Here is a 22513-nt window from a genome sequence, read left to right on the forward strand (position 1 = left end):
AACCCTTGGCAGAGCCGGAGCACATGGCTCGCCCCCTTGATCGTGGATTGCACCAATACCAGGAAATAACAGGAGACAAGAGACATGACATCGCCCCGCAACCGCCTGGCGGCAACCGCCGTCGCCACCCTCGCCGTCACCGCCGCCATCACCCTGGCCGCCCCTGCCGCCTGGGCGCAGTGGAAGCCCGCCAAGTCCGTCGAACTCGTCGTGCCGTTCTCGGCCGGCGGCGCCTCGGACCAGATGGCACGCGTGATCCAGGCCATCGTCACCAAGCACAAGCTGATCGAGCAGCCCGTGGTCATCCTCAACAAGGCGGGCGCCTCCGGCGCCGAGGGCATTCTGGATGTCAAGGCCTCGCCGCGCGACCCGCACAAGCTGCTGGTGGCCTCCACGGCCATCTTCACCCTGCCCATGGCCACGGCCCTGCCCTTCCAGTGGCGCGACCTGAATCCCGTGGCCATGATTGCCCAGGACCAGTTCGTGCTCTGGGTCAATGCCGAGACCGGCTACCAGACGCCCGCCGACTACCTGGCCGCAGCGCGGCAGGCCGGCGGCAAGTTCAAGATGGGCGGCACCAGTTCCAAGCGCGAGGACCAGATCATCACCGCCAACATGGAACAGGCCGCCGGCGTGAAGTTCACCTACATCCCCTACAAGGGCGGCGGCGAGGCCAGCACGCAGCTGGTGGGCAAGCACATCGACTCCAACGTCAACAACCCCAGCGAGTCCATGGCGCAGTGGCGCGCGGGCCAGGTGCGGGCGCTGTGCGTGTTCGACACGCAGCGCATCGAGTACACGGCCAAGGTCACGGGCAGCCAGGCGCTGTCGGACATCCCCACCTGCAGGGAGCAGGGCCTGGACGTGCAATACACCATGCTGCGCGGCTTCTTCCTGCCGCCCGGCACCACGCCCGAGCAGGCGCAGTTCTATGCGGGCGTGATGCACAAGGTGGTGGCCACGCCCGAGTGGAAGGAGTACCTGGAGAAAAACGCGCTCAAGCCCGAGTACATGACGGGGCAGGCCTTCGTGGACTTCCTGGCCAAGGACGAGACGCGCCACCTCGACATCATGAAGAAGGCCGGTTTCCTGTCGGCCAGCGTGGCCGCCGCCGCCAAGTGAGGAGCCGCGCCATGGACACCGCCATCCACCTTGCCCCGCCCTCCTCCAATGCAGCGGCAGCAGCAGCAGCAGCAGCCCCGGCCCAGCCCGCCAGCGCGGCCACCGAATCCATCCCCGCCACCGAAGCCCAGGCCCCCGGCCTGTCACGCCGCCATGTGGAGTACGGCGTGGCAGCCGTGCTGCTGGCGCTGGCCGTGCTCGTGGTCTGGGACAACCAGCGCATTGGCGCGGGCTGGAGCGACACCGGGCCGCAGGCCGGCTACTTCCCGCTGCGCGTGGGCGCCGTGCTGGGCATCTGTGCCATCGCCGTCTTCGTGCAGGCGCTGCGCAGCCGCAGCCAGGAGCAGTTCGCCAGCTGGCTGCAGCTCAGGCGCGTGGCCCAGGTACTGCTGCCGCTGACGGCCTACATCGCCGTGATCGCGCCGCTGGGCATCTACGCGGCCTCGGTGCTGTTCATCACGGGCTTCATGGTGTTTGCGGGCCGCTATCCCTGGTGGAAGGCCGTGGCGCTGTCGGGCTTCACCAGCGTGCTGCTGTTCTACGTCTTCGAGATCCAGTTCAAGGTGCCCCTGCCCAAGGGTCCGCTTGAAGCCTGGCTCGGCTATTGACCCCTGTCGCCGCCACGGAGCAACACCATGGACGAACTCCAATACCTCGCGCACGGCTTCGCGGCCGTCACCACCTGGCAGAACACGGGGCTGATGCTCACGGGCATCCTGCTGGGCATCGTGGTCGGCGTGCTGCCGGGCCTGGGTGGCCCCAACGGCGTGGCCATCCTGCTGCCGCTGACCTTCGGCATGTCGCCCACCTCGGCCATCATCCTGCTGTCGTGCATCTACTGGGGGGCGCTGTTCGGCGGCGCCATCACCTCGGTGCTGTTCAACATCCCGGGCGAGGCCTGGTCGGTGGCCACCACCTTCGACGGCTATCCCATGGCCCAGCAGGGCCACGCGGGGGCCGCGCTGACCACGGCCTTCACGGGCTCGTTCATCGGCGCCATCTCGGGCGTGATGCTGATCACCTTCCTGGCACCGGTCGTGGCCTCGTTCGCGCTGCAGTTCGGGCCGCCGGAGTTCTTTGCGGTCTTCTTCCTGACGTTCTGCTCCTTCATCGGCATGGGCAAGGAGCCCAAGGCCAAGATCGTGGCAGCCATGGCCGTGGGCCTGCTGCTGGCGGCCGTAGGCATGGACACCATCTCGGGCGACCTGCGCATGACCTTCGGCTCCACCGAGCTGCTGCGCGGCTTTGATTTCCTGGTGGTGGTGATCGGCCTGTTCGGCATCAGCGAGATCCTGATGACCATCGAGGAAGGCCTGGCCTTCAAGGGCAAGAAGGCCTCCATCGACCTCAAGGTGGTGTTCAGGACCTGGGCCCAGCTGCCGCGCTACTGGCTGACCATGCTGCGCTCGGCCCTGGTGGGCTGCTGGATGGGCGTGACGCCCGGCGGCGCCGTGGCGGCCAGCTTCATGGGCTACGGGCTGGCCAAGAAGTTCTCGCGCGACCCCGACAGCTTCGGCAAGGGCAACCCCGAAGGCGTGCTCGCCCCCGAGACCGCCGCCCACGCGGCCGGCACCTCGGCCCTGCTGCCCATGCTGGCCCTGGGCATTCCGGGCTCGGCCACGGCGGCCGTGCTGCTGGGCGGGCTGATGATCTGGGGCCTGCAGCCCGGCCCGCTGCTGTTCACCGAGCAAAAGGACTTCGTCTGGGGACTGATCGCCAGCATGTACCTGGGCAACATCGCCGGCCTGGTCATCGTCATGGCCACCGTGCCGCTGTTCGCCGCCATCCTGCGCGTGCCGTTTTCCATCGTAGCGCCCATGATCCTCATGGTCTGCGCCATCGGCGCCTTCACCGTGCACGGCAATGCCACGGACATCTGGCTCATGCTGGTCTTCGGCGTGGTCGGCTACGTGTTCAAGAAGCTCGACTATCCGCTGGCGCCCATGGTGCTGGCCATCGTGCTCGGCGACCGCATGGAAGACGCCTTCCGCCAGAGCATGCTCTCCAGCCAGGGCGAGCTGGGCATCTTCTGGCACAACGGCCTGTCGGGCACCATCACCACGCTGGCCCTGCTGATGCTGGTGTGGCCGCTGCTGGGCAAGTTGCGGGCGATGGCGTTCGGGGCGAGGGCTGTGGCGGCCTGAGAGGAGCCGTCTACAGCGAATCAGCCTCTGCTTCCGGCCAGAGGCGGGGGAAGTAAAAACGCAGGGCGTGCAGCGGCACGCCCAGGCGCACTCTTCCATACGGTGAATCCGTCTCCAGCAGGCCGCGCTTGAGCAGTGCCGATACCTGGGCGGTGGCCAGCCGGTCACCCAACCCCAGCATGGCCTTGAAGTCGGCCCGATCCATCTCCGCCTGGGCCGCAAAAAGATAGTGCAATGCGCGCAATGCCTCGCTGCGCACGCCTTGGCGCACCACCCGTTCCTCATAGGCAAGGCATGCCGCCATGCGTTCCTTCATGCCGTCCAGCGACAGAAGTCCCTCCATGAAGCTCACTTGGTCCATGCACAGTTCCAGCACGTATGCGATCCAGTCGATCAACCCCAGTTCGGTCAGATTGCCACGGCCATCAAGGTCACCACGGCGCGGCTCGTCTGCGGCGGCAAGCAAGGCGTAATAGCGCTCCTGCGACCGTGCGAACCCCCTCAGGGGGGACCACAGACCATTGCTCAGGCCCATGTGGGTTAGTACGAGATGTGAATGCAGCCGGGCCACGCGCCCGTTGCCGTCCCGGAACGGATGGATCCAGGCCAGGCGCTGGTGCGCAGCGGCCATGGCCACCAACTGCAACTCGCCACGGCGCACGCCGGAGTAGAAGCTCGACCAGCGGTCCAGAAAAAATGGCAACTGCCCCGCTGCAGGCGCCGCATGCCTGCCCACGCTAACCTCCCGCGTGCGCCATCGACCCGGCTCGATGGCATCGTCGCCAAGGGCGCCGGCCTCCAGATCGGCCTGGGGCAGACGGGCGAAGAGATCCTGGTGGATATCGGCCAGCATCTGGGGGGTCCAGACCTGCGCATTCGTCCATTGCGTGGACCTGTACTCCAGTTGCTCTTCAGTGGCCATGTGCGCCAGCGCCAACCGCTGACGGCGGGCCTGGTCTTCGTCCTGCGCATAGTCGTTGTGCAGGGCGCGCTCGATATCCAGCGGAAAGGTGTGCTGCCCCTCGATCCTGTTCGAGTAATACGAGTTCATGGCCCGAAGCAGCCGGCGCAGGCCTGGCAATGTGTCTGGTCGGTAGCGGCCGGCCAGCCGCTCACCCAACCTGATCAGGTCATGGGAGAGCTCCAGCAAAGGGCCCAGCTTGTGTTCCCCCGGCAGCAGCGGCTCCATCTGGGCAGGATGGTCGTAGAGCAGGAATTCTTGCGACATTGATCACCTATATAAGTAGCTGATTTATATAGATGAAATCCGTTTGGTGCGAGATATTTTGCGAGTTCTTCTGCAAGATTCCCTGACACGTCCCCTAATCCCTGTACCGCTTCTTGCGAAACGCCAGCCAGGCGGCGATGACGGTGAAGGCGATCACGATGGACACCACGATCCAGAAGCCGTGCTCGTGCTCTGCCAGCGGTATGCCGCCCACGTTCATGCCGAACAGGCCGGCCAGGATGTTGATGGGCAGGGCCAGCACGGTGACCACGGTCAGAACGAAGAGGCTGTTGCTGTTGTCCTCGTTCACGGCGGCGGCCACTTCTTCCTGCAGCAGCTTGATGCGGTCCTGCAGGGTTTGCATGTCGCGCAGCATGAGCGAGAACTCCTCGCTGGCGGCGGCCAGGCCGCGGCGGTCGTCCTCGCCCATCCAGGCGGGGGGCTGCTGCAGCAGGCGGAACAGCGCGGCCGGCTCGGGCGCCAGCAGGCGCTGCAGGCGCACCAGCAGCCGGCGCAGCCGGCCCAGGTGGGCGCGCGGATGGTGGTAGCGCTGCGCGATGATGGCGTCCTCGATGTCGTCCACGCGCGCCGTGGTCTCGCGCACCACCTTGACCAGCACGTCGGCCTGGGTGCGCATCAGGTGTTCCAGCAGCTCGGCCGTGCTGGCGGGGCTGTCGCCCTGGCGCACGCCGGCACGCAGCGCATCGACCGAGCGCAGCGGCTGGGTGCGCGCGGTGACGACCAGGCGCTCGTCCAGGCAGATCCACAGCGTGGCGATGTCGGCCGACTCGAAGTTGAACTCGAAATTCACATCGTTGAGCACGGCGACCAGGGAGTCATCGGAGCGCTCGATGCGCGTGGAGGCCAGGCCCTCGCGCAGCGTGGTGTAGAAGACTTCGGGCAGCGCGGCGTGGCGCTGCAGCCAGCGCAGGGACTGGGTATTGGCCAGGTTGAAGTGCAGCCACAGGAAGTCGCGCCGGCCCGGCTCGGTGAGCGGACGCTCTGCACCCAGCCACTGCGCGGCCGACTGCGCCGTCATGGCCTCCACACGCCGCTGCGTGTCGCAGAAAAACCGCCAGCCGCAGATCAGGCCTGCGTCTTCATTGGCCTGGGCCAGGGGGGAGGCTGCGTCAGTCATGGATGGGTGGGGCACCTGCGGGGAGTGGCCTGCGCGGGCCGGACAAGTGCGGGATTCTTGGCCGCCTCCATGACAGAGGTGTGACAACTGTCACGGAGTCGTCATCCGATGTGCCTGCCCCCCATTCGGGGCTGCGAGGCAGGCCTCAGCACATCACGACGTTCTCCAGCGTGAACGAGAACGGCGTGGACCCGGCGCCCGCACCGCCGCCTCGCATCACGATGTCGGCGCGCGAGATGCCCAGCAGGGAGATCTCGGTGTTGATGTCGCCCAGGATGGCCGAGTTCATGACCTGGCCCTGCTCGATCTGCGAGACCACGCCGATCCAGATGGTGGGCTTGAATTCGAACACGGCCTTTTGCTGGGGGGCAATCGCGGTCTTGACGGCCAGCAGCCGGCCGTCCTTGTAGCAACTGGCATTGATGGCGCCCCGGGGCAGCGAGTTGAGCACCTGCACTTCGTTGGAGCTTGCGCCATAGCCTGCGGGCGCCAGGCGATCGCCGCTGCTGCTCAGGGACAGCTGGAACTGCTGGCCGAACTGCGCCTCCAGCTGGGGCGTGTGGTTGCCATAGCTGTCGCTGGCACCGACCTGCAGGCCCAGCGGGAAGGTGAACGGGTGGTTGTCGCCCTGGCCGCAGTACTTGATGACCCGCCACGCCACGGCCAGTTCCTCGAAATCGCTGGCAACGTTTTTCTGGAAGATGACGATCTGCGAGTTGTTTGCGTCGTTCGATTGATTGACGAAGTTGAGTTGAACGCCCATGCATCTCTCCTGAGGGATCAAAAAAGCGCTGCGGCGCTTTCTGCTGCCCCGCCGTGCGGGCGCAAGCGCACTGTAGGGAACAACGATCCTTCAGAAAATTACGCCTGATTACATCCCGCCCCCTCCACCGGGAACGGCCCAGACCCGCCCGCCGCCCACGGCAAAGCACTGAAGGCCAGGACCGAGCGGCAGGCTGGCCATGCCGGTGAACAGGCCGAAGGCCGGCAGCAGGGTAAAGCCGGGGTGCACGGCAAAGCACGGCAGGCGCAGGGCATCTCGCCCGGGGCCGCGCAGCACGACGGCGGGGTGGACATGGCCGGCCAGCACATGGCAGGCAGGAGCCTCCTGCGGGTAATGGCAGCCCGCGAATGGCCCCAGGCGCCAGGGTTCGTCCACCACGCCGATGCCCAGCGCGGACGGCGGGTCGCCCGCATGGCTGTCGTGGTTGCCACGCACCAGCACCACCTCCAGCGCCGCGTGGCGGCGTCGCCAGTCGGCCAGGGCGGCCAGCACGGACGGCGTGCGGGCCTGCGCGGCATGCAGGAAGTCGCCCAGAACGACCAGCCTGCGCACCGGCAGGCCCTGCAGCAGCGCCGACAGCCTGTCCAGGTTGCCCTGGGTGGTGCCGGCCGGCACGGGAATGCCGCGCGCGCGGAAGGTGGCGGCCTTGCCCAGGTGCAGGTCGGCAATGAACAGCGTGCCCTGGGCGGGCCACCACAGGGCGTGCTGGGCCAGCAGGTGGACGGGCTCGCCCGCCAGGAGGATGCCCAGGCTGCCGGCCAGGGCGTCGGGGGAAAAAGGACTTGGCAACGGTGCGTGGCCTTTCATCAGCGGTGCAATGGTTCTACAGCAGCGGCAAGGGCCGCGAGGGCTTGCGCACGCGGCGCGGGCGGCGGCTGGCGGCATCGGCCTCGGGGCTGTCGGTGGCCTGCAGCGAGAAATCCAGCGTGCGGCGCACGGCGGCCGTGTCCTCGTCCACGGCGGGGGGCTGGTCTGCCTTGGTTTTTTTCCGTGGACGCAGCGGTGGATCGGGCGGGACCAGGTCCTGCGTGCGCGGCTCGCTGGCTGCACCGCCGGCGTCTGCCGCCTCGTGCAGCTGGGCCAGCATGCGCGCGATGCGGTCGGCCAGGTGCTCGTTGGTGAGCTTTTCGCGAAAGCGCTCCACCATCAGCGGAAAGGCAAACGGGCTGGGCCGGCGCAGCGCGCTCACCACCAGCTGCTGGGCCTGCATGCGGCGCAGCGCGGCCAGCAACTGGGCGACATCGAGTTCCTGGCTCAGGACTTCCTCATCGGCCTGGCGCAGCAGCAGGTTCATGTCGTCGTACTTGCGAAAGACCTCGAAGAAGAGCTGGGCCGAGGCCTGCAGCTGGCGCGCGCTGCGGCGCTCGCCCGGGTGGCTCTGGAAGATCAGGCCGGACACCCGCGCTATCTCGCGGAAGCGCCGCCTTGCCATCTCGGTGGCGTTGAGGCTGGCCAGCACTTCGTGCAGCAGGGCGTGGCGCGCGTCATCGCCCGCCAGGTGGGCGTCGTCGGCGGCCTGGTCCCAGTGGCGGTCGGCATTGGCGGTATTGCGCATGGCGCCCGCATCCGTGGCAGAGACACGTCCGGGCGCCGCCACGGCCTGCACCGGCTCGGCGCGCAGCAGTTCGGGCAGCATGGCGGCCCAGTCACGCTCGGTGGCGCTCAGCAGCTCCAGCCCGTAGTCGTTGACGGCGATGGAGAAGGTGCCCGTCTCGCCCTGCGCGGCGCGCCAGGCCAGCAGGCTGGCCAGCCCCGTATGGGCATGGCGGCCCGCAAAGGGGTAGAGGAAGAGATGCCAGCCTTCGCGCGTGCGCAAGGTTTCGGCCAGCAGCGTGCCGGGCGTGGGCAGGGCCGACCAGCGCTGCTGCACCTCCAGCAGGGGGCGCACGCAGCGCAGCTCGGGCGAGTGGTAGTCGCCCGCTGCCGCCAGCGCCAATTGCTGCACCACGAAGTCGGCCAGCACGGTGGACAGCGGCATGCGCGCGCCGGCCCAGCGCGGCACGGTGGGCCGCGTTCTGGCGGCGCGGCGCACATAGGCGGTCATGTCCTCGATGCGCACCAGCTCCAGCACCTGGCCCGCGAAGACAAAGGCATCGCCGGGCGACAGGCGCGACAGAAAGCTCTCTTCCATGCTGCCCAGCCGCGCGCCGTGCAGGATCTGCACGCTCATGCTGGCGTCGCTGACGATGGTGCCGATGTTGGCGCGGTGCCTGCGCGCCAGCCGCGCATCAGGCATGCGCCAGATGCCCTCCCCGTCGGGCCGCACGCGCTGGTAGTCGGGATAGGCGGCCAGCGAGGGGCCGCCGCGGTGCACGAAGTCCAGGCACCACTGCCAGACCGCAGGCGCCAGCCCGGCGTAGGCGACGGTGCGGCGCACTTCGGCATACAGCTCATCGGGCACGAAGCCGCCGCCCAGGGCCACTGTAGCCAGGTGCTGCACCAGCACGTCCACGGGCTGGCGGGGGCTGGCGCGCATTTCCACCTGCTGCGCGCGCACGGCGGCGCGGGCGGCGGCGGCCTCCACCAGCTCCAGGCTGTGCGTGGGCACCAGGGTGATGCGCGAGGGACGGCCCGGCGCATGGCCCGAGCGGCCCGCGCGCTGCAGCAGCCGTGCAATGCCCTTGGCCGAGCCGATCTGCAGCACGCGCTCCACAGGCAGGAAGTCCACGCCCAGGTCCAGGCTGCTGGTGCAGACCACGGCCTTGAGCGTGCCGGCCTTGAGCCCGGCCTCCACCCATTCGCGCACACCCCGGTCCAGAGAGCCATGGTGTATGGCCAGCAGGCCGGCCCAGTCGGGCCGGGCCTCCAGCAGCGCCTTGTACCAGAGCTCCGCCTGCGAGCGCACATTCACAAAGACCAGGGTGGAGCCTGCCGTGGCCTCCAGCTCGCGCACCACGGCCGGCAGCATGGCCAGGCCCAGGTGGCCGGCCCAGGAAAAGCGCTCGGGCCGGTCGGGCAGCAAGGTGTCCACCACCAGGCGCTTGTCCACCTGGCCCTGGACCAATACGCCGGGCCGCGGCTGGCCATGGTCGTCCAGGCCCAGCAGGGTCTGCATGGCTTCGTCCAGATTGCCCAGCGTGGCCGACATGCCCCAGACGCTCAGTTGCGGGCTCCAGCCGCGCAGCCGCGCCAGGGCCAGCTGCAGTTGCACGCCGCGCTTGTTGCCCAGCAGCTCGTGCCATTCATCGGCCACCACCAGGCGCACGGAGCCCAGCAGCTCGCGCGCATCGGCCCGCGCCAGCAGCAGGGACAGGCTCTCGGGCGTGGTGACCAGCACGGTGGGCAGCTGGCGCGACTGCGCGCTGCGCTCGGCGCTTCCCGTATCGCCCGTGCGTGCGCCCACGGTCCAGCGCGCCAGCGCGGGATGGTCCTGGGCCAGCGCCTCCAAGGGCGTCTGCAGCGCCTTGAGCGTGTCGGCCGCCAGGGCGCGCATGGGCGTGATCCACAGCACCGTCAGCGGCGCGGCGGCGGGTTTTCTCCTGCCGGATGGGGCTTGGGCAGGGGCCTGGGCAGGCGCCTTGGAGGCCTGCGCAAGGGCCTGCAGCGCGCCCAGCCAGACCGCATAGGTCTTGCCTGCGCCCGTGGTCGCATGCAGCAGGCCGCTGTGGCCCTGGGCCAGCGCCTTCCACACGGCGCGCTGGAAGGCAAAGGGCTTCCAGCCCCGTGCGGCAAGCCAGGCGGTGGCGAGGGGGTGGGCGGAACGAGTGGCCATGGCGCGGTGCGTCAAGGGTGGGTCACGGGTCGGTCATTCATCGGTCACGGGTCGGAGTGCGGCAGCAGGGCGGCCAGCGTGTCGATGGAGTCGGCCTCCTGCACAGGCTTGTCCTCGCGCCAGCGCAGCATGCGCGGAAAGCGCACGGCAATGCCGCTCTTGTGGCGTGCGCTGCGCGCAATGCCCTCGAAGCCCAGCTCGAACACCAGGGTGGGCCGCACGCTGCGCACGGGGCCGAAGCTCTCCACCGTGGTCTTGCGGATGACGGCGTCCACGCGTGCCATTTCTGCATCGGTCAGGCCCGAATAGGCCTTGGCGAAGGGCACGAGGGCGCGGCCCTCGGTGCCGGGCGGCGCGTTCCAGACGGCAAAGGTGTAGTCGCTGTAGAGGCTGGCGCGACGGCCGTGGCCGCGCTGTGCGTAGATGAGCACGGCGTCCACGCTCAGCGGATCGATCTTCCACTTCCACCACACGCCGCTGTCCTTGGTGCGGCCCACGCCGTAGGCGGCATCGCGGGCCTTGAGCATCATGCCCTCCACACCCAGGGAGCGGGCCTGCTCGCGAAGTTCGGCCAGGGCCTGCCAGCTGTCGCCTGCCAGCACGGGGCTGGCCAGCAGTGCCGGATGCGCCACGGCGGCCACCAGCTGCTCCAGCCTTGCGCGCCGTTCATGCTGGGGCAGCGCGCGCAGGTCCTGGCCGCCCTCCTCCAGCAGGTCATAGGCCAGCAGCACCACCGGCAGCTCGCGCAGCAGCTTGGGGCCCAGGGTCTTGCGGCCTATGCGCTTTTGCAGGTCGGCAAAGGGGCGCACATGGGCGGGCGCCTCGCCCTGCTGCGCAGCCCAGACGACGATCTCGCCGTCGATCACGGTGCCCGCAGGCAAGGCATCGCCCATGGCCTGCAGCTCGGGGAAGCGCTCGCTCACCAGTTCCTCGCCGCGCGACCAAATCCAGGTGCCCAGCGCGTCACCGCTGCCGCGCCGCACGATCTGGGCGCGTATGCCGTCCCATTTCCACTCCACCACCCATTGGGACGGCGGGCCGAGCACGGCGTCGAACTGCTCCAGCGGCAACTGCAGCGGATGGGCCAGGAAGAAGGGATAGGGGTGGCCACGGGCTTCGCCCGAATGCGCGTCATCGCCCTCTTCCTCGCCTGCCACCAGCCGCAGGTAGTCGGCCGCCCCGGGCCGCGCGCCGATGTGGGTGTAGCCCATGAGCCGCTGGGCGATGCGCTTGGCATCCACGCCGCTGACGGCCGCCAGCGCCTGCGTGACCTGCAGCCGCGACACGCCGACCCGGAAGGCGCCGGTGATCAGCTTGAAGTAGACCAGCCGCTCATCGGCCGCCAGCCGCGCCCATTGCATGCGCAGCGTGTCCGCCAGCGCTTCGGGCGCCATGCCGCGCAGCGGCAGCAGGTGGTCCGTGACCCAGGCGGCCAGGCCCAGGTCGTGCGCGTCACCGGGTGGCGGCAGCAGCAGCGCAATGGTTTCGGCCAGGTCGCCTACGGCCTCGTAGCTTTCGTCGAACAGCCATTCGGGCAGGCCGGCAGCCTCGCGCGCCAGCTCCTTCAAAACCTTGGTGGGCACCAGCTGGCGCGGCTTGCCGCCGGCCAGGAAATAGACGGCCCAGGCCGCATCGGCAGGCGCGGCGGCGCGCAGATAGGCCTGCAGCGCGGCCTGCTTGTCACGGCTGGCGGTGCTGGCGTCCAGCGCGCGGTAGAGGGCGGCGAAATCCTTCATGGGGCCGGCGCCTCGTCCGGTGCAGCCTGGGCGGCGGCAGCCTCGTCCTCATCACCGTATTCGGTCTGGAAGGCTTGCGCATCCAGGCCCTGCTCTCGCAGCCAGCGCACCAGCACCGCCACGCTGCCATGCGTGACGAAGACACGCTCGGCGCCCGTGGCACCTATGGCGTACTGCAGGCCGGGCCAGTCGGCATGGTCGGACATGACAAAGCCCCGGTCCACGCCACGGCGGCGGCGCGTGCCGCGCAGCTGCATCCAGCCGCTGGCAAAGGCATCGGCATGGCCGGGAAACCGGCGCATCCACGGCGTGCCCTGCGCCGAAGGCGGCGCCAGCACCAGGGCGGTCTTGAGCAGTTGTGCATCCACGCCGGGGTCGGTCACGCGCAGCGTGGGCGGCAGGTCCACGCCCGCTGCGCGGTATACGGCGTTGAGCGGCTCCACGGCGCCGTGCACGACGATGGGGCCGATGCGGCGGTCCACCCCGTGCAGGATGCGCTGGGCCTTGCCGAAGGCATAGCACAGCAGCACCGAGGGCCGGCCCTGGGCGGCGTTGGCCTGCCACCAGGCGTTGATGTCGGCCATGAGCTCGGGCTGGCGGGGCCAGCGGTAGATGGGCAGGCCGAAGGTGGATTCGGTGATGAAGGTGTCGCAGCGCACGGGCTCGAAGGGGGTGCAGGTGCCATCGGCCTCGGTCTTGTAGTCGCCCGAGGCCACCCAGACCTGGCCGCCATGCTCCAGCCGCACCTGGGCCGATCCCAGCACATGGCCGGCCGGGTGCAGGGAGATGCGCACGCCGTGGTGATCGATGGCTTCGCCATACGGCAGGGTCTGCAGCGTGATGTCCGCGCCCAGCCGTGCGCGCAGCACGCCCTCGCTGTCGTCATGGGCCAGGTAATGGGCGTGGCCGGCGCGCGCGTGGTCGGAGTGGCCATGCGTGATCACGGCCCGGTCCACGGGCCGCCAGGGGTCGATGTAGAAGTCGCCGGCCGCGCAGTACAGGCCTTCGGGGCGGGCCACGATCAGGTCGGCGGGCATGCGGAATCAGGGGCGGGAATGCTCATGGCCCCATGCTAGTGGGGCGGTCGCCGCGCGCACGCTGGCCCGGAGCGCGGCAGGCTGTCAGCCTGCACCTACCCGCGCAACGAATGACCGCAACCGGTCCGCAGGGCCGGTCAAATCGGGGAAGATAGCGCCCTCTCATCCCACACACATCCACACGCCTTCATGAACAACTCCGTCGTACGCATGTCCAATCTCTTCCTGCAACTGGGCCTGGATGCCAGTGACCAGGCCATTGCCGATTTCATCCGCGCACACCAGCTGGCCGCCGATGTGGATGTGGTGGATGCGCCCTACTGGAGCGATGCGCAGCGCCAGTTCCTGGCCGAGCAGCTCAAGGCCGATGCGTCGTGGTCCATCGTCGTGGATCAGCTCAGCGAGTCGCTGCACGAAGACGCGGTCAGGCAGCGCGCTGCCCGATAGCACGGGCAGTCAGGCCGCCAGCGGCTCGGGCACCGTGATGTCCACGCTGTGGCGGCCGTCCACGCTGGTGGCCACGGTGCCGGTCACGGTGACGCGGCGCACCACGCGGTGGGCATCGCCGTAGTCGTTGATGGCGTAGTGCTGCGTGGCGCGGTTGTCCCAGATGGCCACGTCGCCCTGCGCCCACTGCCAGCGCACGGTGTTCTCCAGCCGGATGATGCGTTCGTTGAACAGCTGCAGCAGCGCCGTCGATTCATTGGCGCGCAGGCCCTTGATGCGCTTGGCGAAGTGGCCCAGCAGCAGCGCCTTCTCTCCGGTCTCGGGGTGCACATGCACCAGCGGCTGCTCCGACTCGATGGTCTTGCGCGTGAACACCTTGCGGTAGCTGGCGCGGCCTGCGGTCTCGGTCTGGCTGGCCGCGTTCTGGCGGAAGTTCTCGGCATAGTCGTAGTCGTTGCCATGCACGGCCCACAGCTGCTCGGCCAGTTGCCTGAGCGGCTCGGGCAGGCCCTCATAGGCGGCCACGGTATTGGCCCAGACGGTGTCGCCGCCATGGCCGGGCAGCGTGACGGCGCGCAGCACGCAGACCTTGGGAAAGGCCGCCTTGAAGGTGACGTCGGTATGCCAGGAATCGGCGCGGCCGCCATGCTGGGAATTGAGCTCCAGAAAGGCCGTGCCGTCCGGGGCAGGCACGGTGGGGTGCGATTCGATCTCGCCGAACAGCCGCCCGAAGGCCTGGTGCGATGCATCCGTCAGATGGTGCTGGCCCCGGAAGAACAGCACGCGGTGGCGCAGCAGGGCCGCATGGATCTGCGTGAACTGTTCGGCCGCCAGCTCGCCCGACAGCCTGGCGCCGTGGACCACGGCGCCTATGCGGCCGGACAGGGGATGGATCTGCAGCGGCTGTTGCCGGTCCTGCTCCAGGTCTTGGGCCACGGTGCTCAGGTGGCTGGCTTCGGTGACAGCGTTCACGGCGTCTCTCCTCAGTGCTTGCATGGGTGGAAGCCCCCATGCTAGGAACCGCCCTGCCACGCCACAACGAAGCTTTTGGCGCATGGTTATGCGCAAGACAAGTGCATGCCAACCAGGGCCGTGCGCGTCACAAAACTGCAACAAGGAAGACGTAACATTCCTTAACAATTTTGCGATGTGCCTTCCATGGATGAGTCCCGCGCCTACCTGAGCGATTCCAGGCCACGTTTCCGCCCACCCAGCGCTGCGGACCTGTGTACCCCCGTTCCCTGCATGACCGCCGACGAGACCAACGAGAAGGTGCTCGAGGTCTTCACGCGCCACCGGGACCTGATCAGCCTGCCCGTGGTGGAGGGCAACCGCCCCATCGGCCTGATCAACCGCAGCATCTTCCTGTCCCAGTTCAGCAAGCCGTTTCGCATGGAGCTGTACGGCAAGAAGAGCTGCATCGCCTTCATGGACAAGGAGCCGCTGGTGGTCGATGCCTCCACAGACATCGACACCCTGACCGTGAAGACCGTGGAGTACGGCGAAAAGGCGCTGACCGATGGCTTCATCATCACGCGCGACGGCCTGTTCGCGGGCGTGGGCAACGGTCTGCAGCTGATGCGCGCGGTGGCGGACATGCAGGTGGCGCGCAACCGCCAGATCATGCACAGCATCGAATACGCCAGCGTGATCCAGCAGTCGCTGCTGCGCAGCTCGCGCGACTCCCTGGCCCGCGCCTGCCCCGGCGCCGACCTGGTCTGGGAGCCGCGCGATGTGGTCGGCGGCGACTTCTACCAGTTCAGCCAGGACGGCGATGGCTGGTTTGCCACCGTGGCCGATTGCACGGGCCACGGCGTGCCCGGCGCCTTCATGACGCTGATCGCCACCAGCAGCCTGAGCCAGGCCATCAAGGAGCACGGCCCGCGCGACCCGGCCGCGCTGCTGGGCCATGTGAACCGCAGCGTCAAGCAGATGCTGGGCCAGCTCGATGGCAAGGACGGCACGCCCGGCTCCGACGACGGGCTGGACGCGGCCTGCTTCTGGTTCGAGCCCGCGCACCGGCGCCTGCGCTTTGCAGGCGCGCGCCTTGCGCTGTTCGTGCTGCGCCCCGGCGCCGAGGCGGTGGAGGTGCTCGATGGCCAGCGCAAGGGCGTGGGCTATGTGGACAGCGAGTTCGACTTCGCCTGGAACAACATCGACCTGGAGCTGCCCGCCGCCACCCTGGTCTTCATCACCACCGACGGCCTGATCGACCAGGTCGGCGGCCCGCGTGGCATCACCTTCGGCAAGAAGCGCGTGCGCGAGCTGCTGCTGGAGCAGGCCGGCCGCACGCCCGCCGAGATCAACCGCGCCCTGCTGGCCGCCCTGCAGACCTGGCAGGGCGAGCACCACCGCCGCGACGACCTGACCTTTTTCTGCTTCAGAACCTGAATGCCTCCCATGCCCTCCGCACAGATCGCCGACAAGTACGGCAGCTTCTTCCACCTGGCGCGCCAGCACCAGGTGATCTTCTACTACGTGGGCTACTTCTCGCAGAACATCGTCGCGGCCATGGCCGAGGCCGTGCGGCTGCAGCTGGAAGTGGCCGGCGTGCCGGGCCCCACGCGGCGCAAGCTGTTCTCGTCCTTTGTCGAGATGGCGCAGAACATCATCCATTACTCGGCCGATGCCCTGACCCCGCCCCACCAGGACGATGGCGAACTGCGCCACGGCGCGGTCTGCATCCGCCGCGAGGACGACGGCAGCTTCGTGCTGCTGTGCGCCAACCCCATCGAGCCGGGCATGGGCGAGGCGCTGCGCGCCAAGCTCGACGCCCTGCGCAGCATGACGCTGGACGAGATCAAGAAGGCCTGCCGCCAGTCGCTGCGCGATGACGCGCCCGAAGGCAGCAAGGGCGCGGGCATGGGTTTCCTGACCCTGGCCCGCGATGCGCGCGAGCCGCTGCAGTTCGACTTCGATCCCGCCCAGACCGTGGACGGCCGGCCCGTCTTCTACCTGAAAGCCACGCTCTGAGCCGTCGCTCCGGCACCAGGCCTGGACAGGCCCGGCCCGCAGGCACGGACAACGCACCGAGATCACGCATGGACAACCTCTACATCGCACCGACTCCCAGTTCCCCGGAAGTGGACTTCCAGTTCGACACGCACACGCTGCACCTGCGTGGCGAGTCCTATCCCGAGAACGCCGCCGCCTTCTACGGCGGCATCCTGGCCCGCCTCAAGGACTACCTGGCCCAGCCGCAGCCGGCGCAGCAGCAGGCGCGCATCGAGGTGCACATCGCGCTGGCCTACTTCAACAGCTCCAGCACCAAGATGCTGTTCAACCTGATCGAGGCACTGAGCGGCGCGGCCGAGGCCGGCCGCCCCGTGGCCCTGCACTGGTACCACGACGAGGAAGACGACACCATCTGCGAGTTTGGCGAGGAGCTGCGCGACGACTTTCCCGCCATCGCCTTCACCGGCCACCCCGTGAAGGCGGCGTGATGGACACCGTGGCCGCTCCCGCGGACCTCTTCGATGCCGAGCACCAGGCCCTTTTGGCGGCCCGCGCCGCCCACGACCGGGGCGAAGAGGCCGGCGCCCAGGCCTGCCACCAGGCCCTGGGCGTGCTGCTGACCGCCTATGAACGCCTGCTGCGCGAAACGCGCCGGCTGGTGCGCCGCAGCGACCGCGCCGAGCTGGAGATGACCCAGCTCAACCAGCGCCTGCAGGAGCTGGCCGGCGAGCTGGAATACCGCGCCACGCACGACCCGCTGACCGGCGTGCTCAACCGCGCGGCCATCATCGAGCGCGTGAACCGCCACTTCACCCAGCAGGGCCTGGCCCTGATCGTGCTGGACATAGACCACTTCAAGCGCGTGAACGACAGCTTCGGCCACCCCGTGGGCGACAGCGTGATCCTGGGCGTGGTGCGCTGCCTCAAGGCCGCCGTGCCGGCCACGGCCCATATCGGCCGCGTGGGCGGCGAGGAATTCACCGTGCTGCTGCCCCAGCACGACAGCGACGGCGCCGTGTGCGTGGCCGAGCAGGTGCGCGCCGCCATCGAGGCCCATCCCTTCGGCCTGCCCGACGCCAGCTGCATCACGGCCAGCTTCGGCGTGAGCTGGCGCCCGAGCGGCGGCCGCTTCGACGACGCCTACAGCCTGGCCGACGAGGCGCTGTACGCCGCCAAGCGCAGCGGGCGTAACCAGGTCGTGCGCGCGGCAGACCATGCCACGGCCTGAGCGGCGCGGACAGAGACAGGGCTGAGGCATGAGTTTCGTGATGCGCGCACGGGCGCCCAGGGCGCCCGCCCCTGCTTCCGCCCTCCTGCAGCCGGCCCTGCAGCCGCCCCCGCCATCGCCCGTGCCCGGGCCTGAATGGCGGGTGCTGATCGTGGACAGCGACCCCGACGTACACGCCGCCTTCCGCCTGGCGCTGGAAGGCCACACCTTGTTCGGCCGGCCGCTGGTGTTCCTCTACGCCCGCTCCGGCACACAGGCGCGCAATCTGCTGCGCAGCGAGCAGGACCTGGCCGTGGTGGTGCTCGACGCCGTGACCGACGGCACGGGCGCCGGGCTGGACCTGGTGGATTTCATCCGCTACACGGCCGGCCTGCGCAACAGCCGCATCGTGCTGCGCACCGGCCGCCCGGGCCAGGCGCCCGATCTGGAAACCCTGCTGCGCTACGACATCAACGACTGCCGCACCAAGACCGAACTCACGCCCGACCGGCTGCTGGCCATCGTGGTGACCGCCGTGCGCTCCTACGAGCAGCTGTGCGCCATCGAGGCCAACCGCCGCAGCCTGGAGCTGATGGTGCGCTCCAGCGCCTCGCTGCTGGAGGAAACCAATCTGCACGCCTTCGCGCGGGGCGTGATCACCCAGCTGGCCACCTTGCTGGGCGTGGCCAGCGAAGGCCTGGTCTGCTCGGAGGGCACGCACCCGGCCGAGCCCTACCGCGTGCTCGCGGCCACGGGGCCATTCGCCCGGCTCATCGACCAGCCCATCGCCACCGTGCTGGCCTCGCGCGGGCTGCGCCTGCTGCGCCAGGCGCTGCAGACCCGCCGCAACATCTACGGCGTGCAACGCGGCGTGGCCCTGTACATCGGCCGGGGCGACGAGCAGGACATGGCAGTCTTCATCGATGCGCCAGCCTCGCACAGCGCACTGGACCGCCAGCTGCTCGAAGTCTTCTGCGCCAACCTGCGCACGCTGCTGCACAACCGCGGCCTGCTGGAGCGCCTGCACCAGTCCGCCTACTTCGACCCCCTGGTCTGCCTGCCCAACCGCGCCCACTTCGTGGAAAAAGTGGACGAATGCGTGTGGCGCGGCACGCGTGACCATGTACTGGCCCTGGTGGACATCGACGACTTCAGCGCCACCAACGACGTGATGGGCCACCGCTTCGGCGACCGCCTGCTCGAAGCCATGGCCCGCCGCCTGGCCAGCGCGCTGCCCGCAGGCGTGCTGCTGGCGCGCGTGGGATCGGACACCTTCGGCATCCTAGGCCCCACCGACGAGGTGGCCCTGGCCCAGTTGCTGGACTGCGCCCGGCAGCCGCTGGCCGTGGACGGCGTGCCGCACAAGGTCTCGCTGACCTGCGGCTACGTGTACCTGCCCCATGAGCGCCAGGCCGGCACCGACCTGGTCAAGGACGCCACCATCGCCCTCAAGCGCGCCAAGCGCGATCACCGCGGCCAGCTGCTGGAGTACTCCGAGCAGATGGGCATGGAGGCGCGCGACCGCGCCCTGCTGCTGTCCGACCTGCGCGCCGCCATCGACGGCGCCCAGCTTTTCCTGGTCTACCAGCCCCAGGTGGACCTGGAAACCCATGCCCTGGTCGGCCTGGAGGCCCTGCTGCGCTGGCGCCGGCAGGACGGCAGCTTCGTGCCGCCCGACCGCTTCATTCCGGTAGCCGAACATTCGGGCCTCATCGTGCCGCTGGGCCAATGGGTGCTGGCCACGGCCTGCCGCACCATGCGCGAACTGCTGGACGCCGGCCGCGCCCCCAGGCGCATGGCCGTCAATGTCTCCACCGTGCAGCTGCAGGACCCGGGCTTTCTGCAGACCGTGAGCAACGCCCTGGCAGAGCACGGCCTGCAGGGCGCGCAACTGGAGCTGGAGATCACCGAGTCGGTGGCCGTGCTGCCCACCCAGCTGCTGCAGGCCACGCTCAGCGCCCTGCGCACGCTGGGCGTGACCATTGCCATCGACGACTTCGGCACCGGCTACTCCTCGCTGAGCTACCTGGAGCGCCTGCCGCTGGACCGCATCAAGATCGACCGCAGCTTCGTGCGCCAGCTTGGCGAATCACAGGAGGCGCGCATCGCCGAAATGATCGCCCAGCTGGGCCGCAAGCTCGGCCTGCAGGTCCTGGCCGAAGGCATAGAGGACGCCAGCGCCTGGCAGGCCCTGCGCGCCATGGGATGCCAGGAGGGACAGGGCTATCACGTTGCCCGGCCCATGGACAAGGCGCAGTTGCTGGGCTGGCTGCACCGGCGCACTGGCGCACCGGAGTGAATGGCGCGCCGGAGTGAAGACGCCCTGTCGCCCGTTCACGGCAGATGGGGCGCGATCACCTCGGCCAGCAGGCCGAAGCTGTGGCGGATCTCCTGCTCCGTCACGGCTCCGTAGCCCAGCACCAGGCCCCGGGCCGGATCGGGCCTGAGCGAGTACAGGGACAGCGGCCGCGTGAGCACGCCCAGCTTGCGTGCCTGCCGCGCAATGGCGTCATCGTCCGAGCCGGGCGGCAGGCCCAGCACCAGGTGCAGCCCCGCGTCTCCGCCCTGCACGGTCACCGCCGTGCCCAGGCGCTGGCCTATCTCGTCGATGAGCACGCGCCGGCGCTCGCCGTAGACCTGGCGCATGCGGCGGATGTGGTTGACGTAGTGGCCCTGCCGCATGAACTGCGCCAGCACGATCTGCTGCATGATCTGCCCCTCCCGGAACAGCTCGCTCAGCGCGCGCGCAAAGCTGTCGGCCAGGTCGCTGGGCAGCACGAGGTAGGCCAGCCGCAGCGAGGGGAACATGGTCTTGGAGAAGGTGCCCAGATAGATCACGCGGCCGTGCTCGTCCAGGCCCTGCAGCGCCGGCAGCGGGCGCGAGGTGAAGCGGAACTCGCTGTCGTAGTCGTCCTCGACGATCCAGACCCGCTGGGCCACCGCGTAGTCCAGCAGCTGGCGCCTTCGGCCATGGCCCATGAGCACGCCGCTGGGGTACTGGTGCGAGGGCGAGATGAACATCAGCCGCGGCGGTGTCTTCAGTTGCTGCGGCGTGGGCGCCAGGCCCTCGCCGTCCAGCGCGATGGGCTGCAGTTGCAGGCCGGCCATGCGGAACACGCTGCGTGCGCCCCAGTAGCCGGGGTCCTCCAGCCAGACGGTGTCGCCAGGATCGGCCAGCAGCTGGGAAATCAGGTGCAGCGCCTGCTGGGCGCCGCTGGTCACCAGGATCTGGTCCGCGCTGCAGGCCACGCCGCGCGTGCCCTGCAAGTGCTCGGCAATGGCTTCGCGCAGCGCGGGATGGCCCGCACCCGTGGCATAGCTCAGTTGCAGCGGGTTGTGATCGCGCCAGGCCTGGGCGTGCAGGCGGCTCCATAGCGCGGCCGGAAACTGGCGCAGCTCGGGCACGCCCGGCGCGAAGGCGCCCCACTGCAGGTGGCTGGCCCTCGCCCCGCCCACGATGGCGCTGCCGCGCCGCGACAGCGGCGTGCCACGGCGGCGCGGCAACGGCGGCTGGCTCACGAAGGCCGGCGCCACCTCGGCCACATAGGTGCCCCGCCCCACGCCGGCCTGCACCAGGCCCTCCAGCGCCAGTTGCTCATAGACCTGGACGATGGTGTTGCGCGCAATGCCCAGCGTCTGCGCCAGCTCGCGGCTGGTGGGCAGCCGCGAGCCCGCCGGCAGGGCCTTGCGCAGGATGCCTTCCTTGACGATGCGGTAGAGCTGGCGGTGGTTGTACTCGGCATCGCTACGTTGGAAATGCCGATTGACAAAGTCCGGCAGCGTGGAGTTTCCAACGCGGGAAATTGGTTCTCTCTTGTTCACGGTATTTGGTTCTTTTGTTGGGATCAATGTGAACATAGACTCGCCCCCATGTATAGCTATCGAAGGCGTGAAAGCCGAATATTTTTTCAATGATCCGCCTCCAGACACTTCAAAGACCTGTGCCCACCGCCCGGTTCTCCCCGCCCCTCAGTCAGCCTATGTCCTTGAAGTTGAATGCTTTTCGTTGCGGCACCCTGCCGGCCCGGCAAGCCGCCTGCCAGGAGGTGCAGCCATGAGCACAGCCACCACCTTCGGCATTGCCGGCGTCCAGATGGAGGTTTGCGCCTTCGACAGCAACCTGGAGCGCATGGCCGGCTACCTGCGCCACATCCGCTCGCGTTTTCCCTGGGTCCGCATGGTGCTGTTCTCCGAGCTGGCGGCGCTGGGCCCCAAGCACGACAGGGCCGAGCCGCTGCCCGGCCCCACCGAGGACCGGCTGTGCGGGCTGGCCCGGGAAACCGGCCTGTGGCTGATTCCCGGCTCGCTGTTCGAGAGCGTGGCCGGCCCCGATGGCACCGTGGTCTACAACACCACGCCCGTCATCAACCCGCAGGGCGAGGTCGTCACGCGTTTTCGCAAGCTCTTTCCCTTCAGGCCCTATGAGCGTGATGTGGCCGGCGGCACCGGCTTTTGCGTGTTCGACGTGCCTGGAGCGGGCCGTTTCGGCGTGTCCATCTGCTACGACATGTGGTTTCCGGAGACCACGCGCACGCTGGTGGCCATGGGCGCCGAGGTGATCCTGCACCCCACCATGACGGACACCATCGACCGCGATGTGGAGCTGTGCATCGCGCGCGCCTCGGCCGTCACCAACCAGGTCTATTTCTTCGATGTGAACGGCGTGGGCGACGGCGGCGTGGGCCGCTCCATCATCGTGGACCCCTCGGGCTACGTGCTCCACCAGGCCGACAGCGGCGCCCAGATCATGCCCATCGAGGTCGACTTCGCCCGGCTGCGGCACGAGCGCGAACACGGCCTGCGCAGCAACCTGGGCCAGCCGCTCAAGAGCTTCCGCGACCGCGACTGCGATTTCACCGTCTACCGCAAGGACGGCACCGACTTCCCCTACCTGCACAGCCTGGGAGCACTGGACAAGCCCCAATGACCTGACACGCCCCTTTTCCCAGCGATCGACATCAAGAGCACCACAAAGCCGCAAGCCACCGGGCGATGCGGCAAAA

Annotated in this window: 19 protein-coding genes; 10 read left to right on the top strand and 9 right to left on the bottom strand. The window is 68.8% G+C overall.

The window, feature by feature from the left end:
- Positions 1-84 precede the first annotated feature (84 nt).
- Genes DELCS14_RS18095 through DELCS14_RS18105 form a run of 3 tightly spaced genes read left to right on the top strand, consistent with a single transcriptional unit; the run spans position 85 to position 3266 of the window.
- On the top strand, positions 85-1122 hold the full coding sequence (locus DELCS14_RS18095) for a tripartite tricarboxylate transporter substrate binding protein (RefSeq protein WP_013802961.1): 1038 nt from the start codon (positions 85-87) through the stop codon (positions 1120-1122).
- A gap of 11 nt (positions 1123-1133) precedes the next feature.
- Positions 1134-1730: a tripartite tricarboxylate transporter TctB family protein gene (locus DELCS14_RS18100; protein WP_013802962.1), complete on the top strand. Its 597-nt coding sequence runs from the start codon at positions 1134-1136 to the stop codon at positions 1728-1730.
- Positions 1731-1757: 27 nt separating this feature from the next.
- Positions 1758-3266, top strand: a complete 1509-nt coding sequence (locus DELCS14_RS18105) for a tripartite tricarboxylate transporter permease (protein ID WP_013802963.1) — start codon at positions 1758-1760, stop codon at positions 3264-3266.
- Positions 3267-3276: 10 nt separating this feature from the next.
- Here DELCS14_RS18105 and DELCS14_RS18110 read toward each other — a convergent pair whose 3' ends face one another.
- From DELCS14_RS18110 to DELCS14_RS18140, 7 genes are all read right to left on the bottom strand, one after another.
- Positions 3277-4494, bottom strand: a complete 1218-nt coding sequence (locus DELCS14_RS18110; RefSeq protein ID WP_013802964.1) for a Fic family protein — start codon at positions 4492-4494, stop codon at positions 3277-3279.
- A 94-nt stretch (positions 4495-4588) separates the two neighbouring features.
- Positions 4589-5632, bottom strand: a complete 1044-nt coding sequence (locus tag DELCS14_RS18115) for a transporter (protein WP_012204892.1) — start codon at positions 5630-5632, stop codon at positions 4589-4591.
- 145 nt (positions 5633-5777) lie between these two features.
- Positions 5778-6395, bottom strand: coding sequence for a hypothetical protein (locus DELCS14_RS18120; RefSeq protein ID WP_013802965.1), 618 nt, complete (start codon positions 6393-6395; stop codon positions 5778-5780).
- Between the two features lie 108 nt (positions 6396-6503).
- Positions 6504-7223 (bottom strand): ligase-associated DNA damage response endonuclease PdeM, encoded by a 720-nt coding sequence (pdeM, locus tag DELCS14_RS18125; RefSeq protein WP_043796313.1) that lies wholly within the window; start codon positions 7221-7223, stop codon positions 6504-6506.
- A gap of 16 nt (positions 7224-7239) precedes the next feature.
- Complete coding sequence (locus tag DELCS14_RS18130; RefSeq protein WP_013802967.1) at positions 7240-10128, bottom strand: ligase-associated DNA damage response DEXH box helicase; 2889 nt, start codon at positions 10126-10128, stop codon at positions 7240-7242.
- A gap of 44 nt (positions 10129-10172) precedes the next feature.
- The gene (locus tag DELCS14_RS18135; RefSeq protein WP_013802968.1) at positions 10173-11864 is read right to left on the bottom strand and encodes an ATP-dependent DNA ligase; all 1692 of its coding nucleotides are present in this window, start codon (positions 11862-11864) and stop codon (positions 10173-10175) included.
- Positions 11861-12901 carry a ligase-associated DNA damage response exonuclease gene (locus tag DELCS14_RS18140; protein WP_013802969.1) on the bottom strand — a complete coding sequence of 347 codons (1041 nt, stop codon included), beginning with the start codon at positions 12899-12901 and terminating at the stop codon, positions 11861-11863. Before DELCS14_RS18140 ends, DELCS14_RS18135 begins: the two co-directional genes overlap by 4 nt.
- Before the next feature lie 189 nt (positions 12902-13090).
- On the opposite strand from DELCS14_RS18140, the gene DELCS14_RS18145 reads away from it, so the two are divergent.
- A complete protein-coding gene (locus tag DELCS14_RS18145; RefSeq protein ID WP_012204886.1) occupies positions 13091-13348 on the top strand; it encodes a DUF2789 domain-containing protein in 258 nt (85 codons plus the stop codon).
- A 9-nt stretch (positions 13349-13357) separates the two neighbouring features.
- Here DELCS14_RS18145 and DELCS14_RS18150 read toward each other — a convergent pair whose 3' ends face one another.
- Positions 13358-14284: a TauD/TfdA family dioxygenase gene (locus DELCS14_RS18150; RefSeq protein WP_343299543.1), complete on the bottom strand. Its 927-nt coding sequence runs from the start codon at positions 14282-14284 to the stop codon at positions 13358-13360.
- Between the two features lie 222 nt (positions 14285-14506).
- Between DELCS14_RS18150 and DELCS14_RS18155 the strand changes: the two genes are divergently transcribed.
- The 5 genes from DELCS14_RS18155 to DELCS14_RS18175 all read left to right on the top strand — a co-directional run bounded on the left by DELCS14_RS18155 (position 14507) and on the right by DELCS14_RS18175 (position 19809).
- Positions 14507-15739 (top strand): SpoIIE family protein phosphatase, encoded by a 1233-nt coding sequence (locus DELCS14_RS18155; RefSeq protein WP_013802971.1) that lies wholly within the window; start codon positions 14507-14509, stop codon positions 15737-15739.
- A 9-nt stretch (positions 15740-15748) separates the two neighbouring features.
- Entirely contained in the window at positions 15749-16321 is a 573-nt protein-coding gene (locus tag DELCS14_RS18160) for a SiaB family protein kinase (RefSeq protein ID WP_013802972.1), read from the top strand.
- Positions 16322-16389: 68 nt separating this feature from the next.
- Positions 16390-16791 carry a DUF1987 domain-containing protein gene (locus DELCS14_RS18165; protein WP_012204882.1) on the top strand — a complete coding sequence of 134 codons (402 nt, stop codon included), beginning with the start codon at positions 16390-16392 and terminating at the stop codon, positions 16789-16791.
- A complete protein-coding gene (locus tag DELCS14_RS18170) occupies positions 16791-17531 on the top strand; it encodes a GGDEF domain-containing protein (RefSeq protein WP_012204881.1) in 741 nt (246 codons plus the stop codon). The genes DELCS14_RS18165 and DELCS14_RS18170 overlap by 1 nt, the downstream gene beginning before the upstream one ends.
- 28 nt (positions 17532-17559) lie before the next feature.
- Complete coding sequence (locus DELCS14_RS18175) at positions 17560-19809, top strand: EAL domain-containing protein (RefSeq protein WP_013802973.1); 2250 nt, start codon at positions 17560-17562, stop codon at positions 19807-19809.
- A 35-nt stretch (positions 19810-19844) separates the two neighbouring features.
- Here the strand turns inward: DELCS14_RS18175 and DELCS14_RS18180 are convergent, their stop codons facing one another.
- Positions 19845-21332: a PLP-dependent aminotransferase family protein gene (locus DELCS14_RS18180; protein ID WP_224986001.1), complete on the bottom strand. Its 1488-nt coding sequence runs from the start codon at positions 21330-21332 to the stop codon at positions 19845-19847.
- Between the two features lie 232 nt (positions 21333-21564).
- Here DELCS14_RS18180 and DELCS14_RS18185 point away from each other — a divergent pair, with 232 nt between their 5' ends.
- Positions 21565-22437 carry a carbon-nitrogen hydrolase family protein gene (locus tag DELCS14_RS18185; protein ID WP_013802975.1) on the top strand — a complete coding sequence of 291 codons (873 nt, stop codon included), beginning with the start codon at positions 21565-21567 and terminating at the stop codon, positions 22435-22437.
- Positions 22438-22513: the final 76 nt, after the last annotated feature.

The organism is Delftia sp. Cs1-4 (genome assembly GCF_000214395.1).
GTDB classification, from domain to species: Bacteria; Pseudomonadota; Gammaproteobacteria; order Burkholderiales; family Burkholderiaceae_C; genus Comamonas; species Comamonas acidovorans.